The organism is Sporosarcina sp. Y352 (assembly GCF_056786535.1).
Genome location: NZ_JBXCJE010000003.1, coordinates 430,791 through 438,439 on the forward strand (window position 1 = coordinate 430,791; position 7,649 = coordinate 438,439).

General features: G+C 38.3%; 8 protein-coding genes, 9 tRNA genes and 1 pseudogene. 2 read left to right on the forward strand and 16 right to left on the reverse strand.

The genetic code is table 11. The features are described from left to right. Window positions 1-38 precede the first annotated feature (38 nt). Entirely contained in the window at window positions 39-1,220 is a 1,182-nt protein-coding gene (locus tag AC1TO6_RS07590) for an MFS transporter (RefSeq protein WP_482100991.1), read from the forward strand. Between the two features lie 47 nt (window positions 1,221-1,267). On the opposite strand, the gene AC1TO6_RS07595 is transcribed toward AC1TO6_RS07590, so the two are convergent. Next, window positions 1,268-1,645, reverse strand: a complete 378-nt coding sequence (locus AC1TO6_RS07595; RefSeq protein ID WP_482100992.1) for an Lrp/AsnC family transcriptional regulator — start codon at window positions 1,643-1,645, stop codon at window positions 1,268-1,270. A 184-nt stretch (window positions 1,646-1,829) separates the two neighbouring features. Here AC1TO6_RS07595 and AC1TO6_RS07600 point away from each other — a divergent pair, with 184 nt between their 5' ends. Continuing rightward, on the forward strand, window positions 1,830-2,375 hold the full coding sequence (locus AC1TO6_RS07600) for a cysteine hydrolase family protein (protein ID WP_482100993.1): 546 nt from the start codon (window positions 1,830-1,832) through the stop codon (window positions 2,373-2,375). Window positions 2,376-2,652: 277 nt separating this feature from the next. On the opposite strand, the gene AC1TO6_RS07605 is transcribed toward AC1TO6_RS07600, so the two are convergent. The 15 genes and pseudogenes from AC1TO6_RS07605 to AC1TO6_RS07675 form a co-directional block, all read right to left on the reverse strand. Further along, window positions 2,653-3,267, reverse strand: a complete 615-nt coding sequence (locus AC1TO6_RS07605) for a PH domain-containing protein (RefSeq protein WP_482100994.1) — start codon at window positions 3,265-3,267, stop codon at window positions 2,653-2,655. A gap of 461 nt (window positions 3,268-3,728) precedes the next feature. Then, window positions 3,729-4,138: pseudogene (locus AC1TO6_RS07610) on the reverse strand (group I intron-associated PD-(D/E)XK endonuclease). Window positions 4,139-4,685: 547 nt separating this feature from the next. Continuing rightward, window positions 4,686-4,835, reverse strand: a complete 150-nt coding sequence (locus AC1TO6_RS07615) for a hypothetical protein (RefSeq protein WP_482100995.1) — start codon at window positions 4,833-4,835, stop codon at window positions 4,686-4,688. An 85-nt stretch (window positions 4,836-4,920) separates the two neighbouring features. Further along, window positions 4,921-5,115, reverse strand: coding sequence for a hypothetical protein (locus tag AC1TO6_RS07620; protein WP_482100996.1), 195 nt, complete (start codon window positions 5,113-5,115; stop codon window positions 4,921-4,923). A 24-nt stretch (window positions 5,116-5,139) separates the two neighbouring features. Next, on the reverse strand, window positions 5,140-5,862 hold the full coding sequence (locus AC1TO6_RS07625) for a DUF6744 family protein (RefSeq protein ID WP_482100997.1): 723 nt from the start codon (window positions 5,860-5,862) through the stop codon (window positions 5,140-5,142). Window positions 5,863-5,912: 50 nt separating this feature from the next. Then, window positions 5,913-6,116 (reverse strand): hypothetical protein, encoded by a 204-nt coding sequence (locus tag AC1TO6_RS07630; RefSeq protein ID WP_482100998.1) that lies wholly within the window; start codon window positions 6,114-6,116, stop codon window positions 5,913-5,915. Between the two features lie 484 nt (window positions 6,117-6,600). Further along, a tRNA-Glu gene (locus tag AC1TO6_RS07635) sits at window positions 6,601-6,672 on the reverse strand. Between the two features lie 96 nt (window positions 6,673-6,768). Then, a tRNA-Asn gene (locus AC1TO6_RS07640) sits at window positions 6,769-6,843 on the reverse strand. A 1-nt stretch (window position 6,844) separates the two neighbouring features. Beyond that, window positions 6,845-6,921 (reverse strand) — tRNA-Ile (locus tag AC1TO6_RS07645). Window positions 6,922-6,928: 7 nt separating this feature from the next. Beyond that, a tRNA-Gly gene (locus AC1TO6_RS07650) sits at window positions 6,929-6,999 on the reverse strand. Between the two features lie 70 nt (window positions 7,000-7,069). Continuing rightward, window positions 7,070-7,145, reverse strand: a tRNA-Asp gene (locus AC1TO6_RS07655). Between the two features lie 3 nt (window positions 7,146-7,148). Then, window positions 7,149-7,223, reverse strand: a tRNA-Met gene (locus AC1TO6_RS07660). A gap of 45 nt (window positions 7,224-7,268) precedes the next feature. After that, window positions 7,269-7,345, reverse strand: a tRNA-Arg gene (locus AC1TO6_RS07665). Window positions 7,346-7,448: 103 nt separating this feature from the next. Further along, window positions 7,449-7,530 (reverse strand) — tRNA-Leu (locus tag AC1TO6_RS07670). A 28-nt stretch (window positions 7,531-7,558) separates the two neighbouring features. Then, a tRNA-Lys gene (locus tag AC1TO6_RS07675) sits at window positions 7,559-7,634 on the reverse strand. Between the last annotated feature and the right edge of the window lie 15 nt (window positions 7,635-7,649).

The following is a 7,649-nucleotide window of genomic DNA, read 5'->3' on the forward strand; positions in this document are numbered from 1 at the left end:
CCGTGAATTGTTTGACAATTAATTAGAGGAAATCAATTATGAATCGAAAAGAGAAAGTGTCTATTGCACTTGCATTATCTAGTTTATTTATTGCTTTTGTCGGGATGGGACTTGCCGCACCAGTTATGCCATCGATTGCGAAGGATTTAAGTTTAAGTGGTGCCGTTGTCGGATACTTGTTCGCTGCGATGGCCTTTGCACAGTTTCTCGCTTCCCCTTTTACAGGTGTATGGGTCGATTCAATCGGCCGTAAAAAAATGATGGTCATCGGTCTTTTGTTATTTTCATTTTCAGAGGCACTGTTTGGCTTTTCAAATGAAACATGGCTATTATTTGTAAGCCGTCTACTTGGCGGTGTAGGTGCCGCTTTCATTATGCCAGCTGTTGTTACGTATATTGCCGATAAAACGACGCTAACAAATCGTGCAAAAGTGTTAGGCTACCAATCGGCTGCGATTAGTTTAGGATTTATAATTGGTCCAGGAATTGGCGGATTTATTGCGGAGTTTGGGATACGCGCACCGTTCTTCGTCGCTGCTGCCATATCATCGATTACTGCCATTGTTATCGCCCTTGTAATGGACGATTCAATTTCAACAGAGCAGCTACAAAAAAATCGTGCATCCGCTGTACGACCAGCGTTTATTCAGGAGTTTAAAAAATCTTTTCAGCCACAGTACTTCACACCACTACTGATCGTGTTCGTACTAGCGTTTGGACTGGCCGTTTATGAAATGATGTTTAGCTTATTCGTCGATGAAAAGTTTGGCTTTACGGTCCGTGATATTTCATTTATTATTACAATCGGTTCAATAGCTGGGGTTGTCGCTCAAATTTTATTCTTTGATAAGCTGGTCAGAGTAATTGGGGAACGAATGCTGATTAATTTAACCTTACTATCTTCTGCTATTTTTATCTTTATTACGATTTTAATAGATGGTTACTGGACGATGATTGTCATTACGAGCATTGTATTTTTCTCTGGTGATATTTTACGCCCTGCTGTGACATCCTTTTTGTCAAAAATCGCTGGGGAAAACCAGGGGTATATTGCGGGTATGAACTCTGCTTACACTAGCTTAGGTATCATAATAGGACCAATTATTGGCGGTATTTTATTTGATATCAACATCGATATACCGTATGTATTTGCCGCAGTTGTGCTTGTCATCGCGTTTGTTATTTCAAGTACAAAATTAATGAAGCCTCACCTCAATTAAACCTACTTAAAAATTTTATATTCAAATCATTGGTCGTAACCATTTTATCATGTAGCAGTCAAAGAATTTTGTTGTTTAATCTCTTGTATCGATAAATGTACACTATTATTCCCATACTCAAGAATTTTATCTAGAAAGAGATTCAATTGTTCTTGAGAGTTCAATTTGACTTTTATATGGTAACAGCCTTCTCCCGATACGCGGTGAACTTCCACTACCTCTTTGCAATCATTCATTAATCGTATAAACGCATCATGGTTTGCTGTTTTCATAAATATAATGATAAACGCTGTATAAGTGAGTCCCACTTTCATTTCATCGACTTGTAGAGAGAAGGCTATAATTACGCCACTATCTTCAAGTTTTTTATACGATTCCCTACTACTTGTCCCGTCATATGAATTTGTTCGCCTAAGTCTTACCATTGGATACGTGAATTATCGGATAGTAACCGTAGGATCTGAAATTCAATGTTATCAAGTTCCATAATACATTTCTTTCACCGTGAATTTTTTTGAGCTGAAAGTGTTTCGCCAACCTATCGATAAAAAACAATATACGAGATATGATTAAAGTGGACCAAAATACTTTAAATGAGGTGGAGAAATAATGAGCACAGCGCTAATTATTGTAGATATTCAAAATGACTATTTCCCAAATGGAAAGATGGAATTAGTTAATCCAGATAAAGCCGCGGCTAATGCTGCTAAAGTTCTTGGATGGTTTAGGCAGAACAATAAAGAGAATATTTTTCATGTTCAGCATATCGCAGCTGATCCTGCTTTAGGATTCTTCCTTCCGGATACGGACGGTGCTGCAATACATGAAACTGTTCAACCTTTGGAAAACGAAAGCATTATCATCAAACATTTCCCTAACAGCTTTTTACAGACTGATTTGGAAAACAAATTAAGAGAAAATGGCGTAACCAAGGTAGTCGTGGTAGGAATGATGACGCATATGTGTATTGATGCGACAGTCAGAGCGGCAGTGGATCTAGGCTTCGAGACGACACTTATTGAAGATGCATGTGCGACGACAGACTTATCTTATGATGGTAAAGACGTTCCAGCTGAACAGGTTCATTACGCGTTTGTCGGTGCACTTAACGGTATGTATTGTGCTGTAACTTCGACTGAGGACTTCTTGCAATAAGAAACACAATCTTAATGTAAAAGGCATTTGGGAATGCGCTTATTCCCAAATGCCTTTTAATTTTTCTGGAAACAATCTATGCGAAAAATCTCCTCATTTAGCGTGATTTATGCAGTAATAGTATCCTTTACTAGCACATCTAATTTACCTGTTTCCGGGGTTGTTTTGGAACTTGGGACCTTTCCTGTTGAAGGCAAAAACTTTTCAAAGTGTAGATTTACAAATCAGAAGGACCCCACACTTTTCTAAAGAATAAAATGCACTGCTAGCTTATAAGTTAATTGTTAATATATTTCTCAAACACATCACCAAAGTCTTTAATTCGGTATTGGTCACGGGCAGCCGTTAACCAGGAGAAACCAAACTCGGTCAATTGTTTATACTGGTCGGCTAGCTGGATATCAGACAGTCGTGCGTTATGCAACACTGTTACAGCTTTATCAAGACTTCCATTCGCTAACTCTAACAGGATATTGTTGTCGTGGACTTTTTCCGAAATATAAGATAATGCTTTGTACAGATCAATCAATTGGGCAAGTTGCTTTTTATCAACGTCAATGCTGAACGATTGATTACCTAAGGTGAACTTGATTTCAACATCCAAATCCACTTTTCCCGCCGTTTCCAAAAACACATCGGTAATTTGATATTGCGAATACGAATAGCGTTTTAGCAAGCGCTTCGAAGATATAGCTTTCTCTCCATCGACGTGAATAAATGCAATGTTCGTAAAGCAATATTCATCCATTTTTGTCTTGATTAAAAAATAAATCTTTTCATTCTCTTCATTTCGAATATAATCATCCGCATCCGTTTTATCATAATCTTCTGGACCTATGATTTTACCGATATCCGACAAGCCTAACGCATCTGAAGCAAATTTTTTCAACATATGCCTCGCCCCTTCTCTCTACTTATATTCTTTCACCTGTATTATATAACTTTTCATGAGATAAATGTAGAACCTCTATTCAAACTGATAAGTAATTCCCTGTGAACTTCTCTCACCTTGTCTGGTAACATTGAAGATTGATTATTTGCGAATCTAACTCAGTGTAGCCTGTCCATTACTCTCGATTTCGGTAACAGTCAAACGGTAACAACACTAACTAAATAATCCTGTCTTTTTCGTCATAATAAAAAATCCTCCACTCAATTGAAAGGGTAAAGGATATTTTAATTAGTCAAAGATACTCTATTGTTTTTTTAAAAATTGTGTTTGTACATTTAGAGAAGAAAAAGTAAAACCGCATCTTGTTCTTTAACCCTATTTACTAAATAGACTTATTTCATATCTTTTATACATCTTTAAAATGTCATCGGAGGGATTCATCCCCCCGATTGATGTCTTGGCTAAACACTAGGAACTTCACGATAATCTTTTGCAAACTTTACGTTGTACTCCTGATTATTCTTCGGTGCCGCTACTCTCAAGCTTAATGACTTATCAAATAGTTTAGGGTCAAAGTAATAGCATTCATCGGTTTCTGGACAATAAACGCAATACACATCAATTTCGTTTTTTTCGACAACTGATGTAACAATACCTTTTGTGTTGCAATAAGATGAACGAAATCTGACTTCTAGAATCCCTCTAGAAGTTAACTCCCTATACTTGACTTGAACTCTTTTGAAATAACCATCTTTATAAACGACAAGATCAAATGGGGAATGTTCAGTATGGGGTATCAATATCATATAGCCCTTTTGGTGTAAATCGACCTGGGCTTTTAATCTCCCTTATTCTTAGTGTGATGATACAAGGTTGTTCACCTCTTTCCTGTAATGTGCCGGTGCTCAATAGAAACATCACTAATATCCTTTAAACATAAAACAAGAATCTTACCATTTCCATGACAATCAGTCCCAATTTTGAATTACATCCATTATGATTGATAGGAAATAATATTTCCAACTTTATAAACAACATAATCAGTATATCAATCGTTATTCCTTTCAAAAGCATAGCGTCGGAACAAACTAATCACTTGTCGTTTATGAAATTTGTGTAGTTGCTTTTCAAAAAATTTCAAATCAAAACTGATTCTCAACAAAATCAAAAACACCTGAAACATTGAATAAACAACGTCTCAGGTGTTTCTTATTGAATCTACTTTTCAAATTATGTCCCAGGAGGACGTTTTTAAGAGCATTTAAACCCATATACACCAACCTTTCGTCTATTCAATGTGTATAATATGTGTATAAACTTTTCAGACCAAAAAATGTTATAAAGACTTACTTTTTCAAGTTGAGTTACCCATTATTCTTGCACTGACAACATTATGCATCTTAATGTATTTTACAACTTCAAATACTCTTCTTCGAATTCATTTGTCTGGCATAGAATAGCTTTACTAGAGCGACAAGAATTCCTTCAACTTCTTGCTCACGCTCGAAAAACTTTGCATTTAGTGCATTTTTAATTTCTTCTAATTTAGCAAAATTAGTGTTTGTCATATTGAATAACCCCTTTGAATTTTAGTTTAAATAAAATAGGAAGCCGGTTTCTTTTGCAACCGTACTTCCCTATAAAGAATCCTCCTCAGTATTTCGATGAAAGAATAAACAATTCTTGTTCTTTTATTGAAAGCTCACGCATTTCCATCTGCAATTCCTGTTCTTTTAATTCATTTGAACGTTCGAGCTGATAAGCAATCTTTTTAATATGTTGCACACAATCGACAACATCTCTATCGTAGAATTTTCTTCCCATTATTGTTTGATAAAACTCAGTCATTTTAATCTCTCCATTCCACTATTTTTAGAGATTCGCAACCATTTTTGAAACCGCAGCTCGGATTGTCATGATTTTATTTTCTAGTAAATCTGCTTCATTGGTGACAATGCCTTTGTAATTACGATAGTTCTCAAGAGAGGACGTGAAGCTTACAAGCAGATTCAACCCATCCGTATGTGAATCTGGGACAAAGTAAATTCCCCCATTTTGGCGTACTGGCGTGGGTGCTAAAGACTGTAAGATTTTATTAACCATTACTCTTATTTGTTGGGTTGAATAATGGTTTCTATAAATATTAAAATTTCGTTCCGCTTCATAGCACAGCTCTTTTGCAATTTCGTTCTCCGTTATAAATCTTAGAGAACTATTGTGCTTATCTAGCGTGATTACTCCCGCTCTACTGCTGTAATTAAGACGTTTACCAGCCTGATCCACAGTCTCCACTACAATGTTCCGCTGCACATGGCTATTGTCCGAAAACACTTCGCGAATAAGATAGTTCTCGAATACTCCAGCGTGCCCAGTAGATTTTCTAGTCTCTATCTCTTTAGTACTTCTTCGAAATGCATCGGCTGGACGAATCGCATTCGGTATCCATTCAACAGGCAATCCTGATTGAACAAGCGCTTTCTCCAAATCATCCATTTTGATTAATTGCTTGCCAACCGAGAAGCACATGAGATGACCGAGAATACCGTCTTGTTGCTGGTTTTGAACAGCCGTCATATTATCAAGATTAATCGACATATCTAACAACCCTTTCTATTTTTGTATTTTATATAGATAGAAAAACGCATTTATACATAGCGATTGCTAAGTAAATGCGTTTTAAAATAACCCTCTTTTCTGATTTCAATAGCTTCTCTTCCATCTCCCAGTACCTTTTTGAATGCAAAAAAACCGACATCTCCTGAATAGGAAAAATCGGCTTTAATATAGTTCAAGCAAAATGCGTAAGTACCTCTTCTGGCATGCCAAAGTAATTTTCGGACGTGTAACACGTCTGCCTAACTTCTCCTTTATATGAGGTATACGAAGGCTGAACATTTGTGCCGAATCTCCTTCTGCATATGCAAAAGTGTAACGACTTTCACCGGTGGTAAAGGTGACAAAGAAACGATTGGATATATATTAATATTAACAAAAATAGAATCACATAGCAAAATAATCAGAATGACATAGTGGGGTTACATTCTTTATTTAATACTTTCTTCTAGGTCCTGTTTTAATGAGATAACCTTACCTAGTATATTTATGTAATAATGAGGGATATTTCAATCCATTTACTTCAGATTTAGCAATTTAGCATACGATTGAGGGACTTGGGGATATGTTAGCTTTGATTCGGTACAAAAATTCGTATGGCCGTTCAAGGTTTTATTCGATCAAGTTCTAGATTATTAGTACCGACTATATAGTATTCTCGAAGCAAACGAAAAGCAGCTTTACTAGTTCTAAATGAACTAGTAAAGCTGCTTTTTATTATGACCCCTACGGGATTCGAACCCGTGATACCGCCGTGAAAGGGCGGTGTCTTAACCGCTTGACCAAGGGGCCGAAGAAATATGGCGGAGAAAACCCTCGCACCGCTTTCGCAATCTATGCCCTTAGCAGGGGCACCTCTTGAGCCGAGTGAGTACTTCCCCAAAAAAATGGCTCCGCAGGTAGGACTCGAACCTACGACCGATCGGTTAACAGCCGATTGCTCTACCACTGAGCTACTGCGGAATGGTGGGCCTAAGTGGACTCGAACCACCGACCTCACGCTTATCAGGCGTGCGCTCTAACCAGCTGAGCTATAGGCCCTCTTTGAAGCGAGTGAAGGGAATCGAACCCTCATCATCAGCTTGGAAGGCTGAGGTTTTACCACTAAACTACACTCGCATAATAATGGTGGCTTCGTTTTACAGTAAGCTCTCGCTTTTCTTAAACCCTATGATAATACTAATAAAAATGGCGGTCCCGACCGGGATCGAACCGGCGATCTCCTGCGTGACAGGCAGGCATGTTAACCGCTACACCACGGGACCATTTGGTTGCGGGGGCAGGATTTGAACCTGCGACCTTCGGATTATGAGCCCGACGAGATACCACTTCTCCACCCCGCGATAACAATATGAGTAACGGTAATATATAATTTGTAAAAAAAATGATGGTGCGCCCGGCAGAAGTCGAATCCACAACCTCCTGATCCGTAGTCAGGTGCTCTATCCAATTGAGCTACGAGCGCATATAAGTATAACTGAGTATTTATGCCGAGAACCAGAATCGAAACGGTAGTCACCTACCGCAGGATTTTAAGTCCTGTGCGTCTGCCAGTTCCGTATTTAAAGTGCGGGTGAAGGGAGTCGAACCCCCACGCCCGAAGGCACTAGATCCTAAGTCTAGCGTGTCTGCCAGTTCCACCACACCCGCAATATCTATCATGACGGCAGTCATAAAATGGTGAGCCATGCAGGATTCGAACCTGCGACCCTCTGATTAAAAGTCAGATGCTCTACCAACTGAGCTAATGGCTCGAAAAGTGGTGCCGG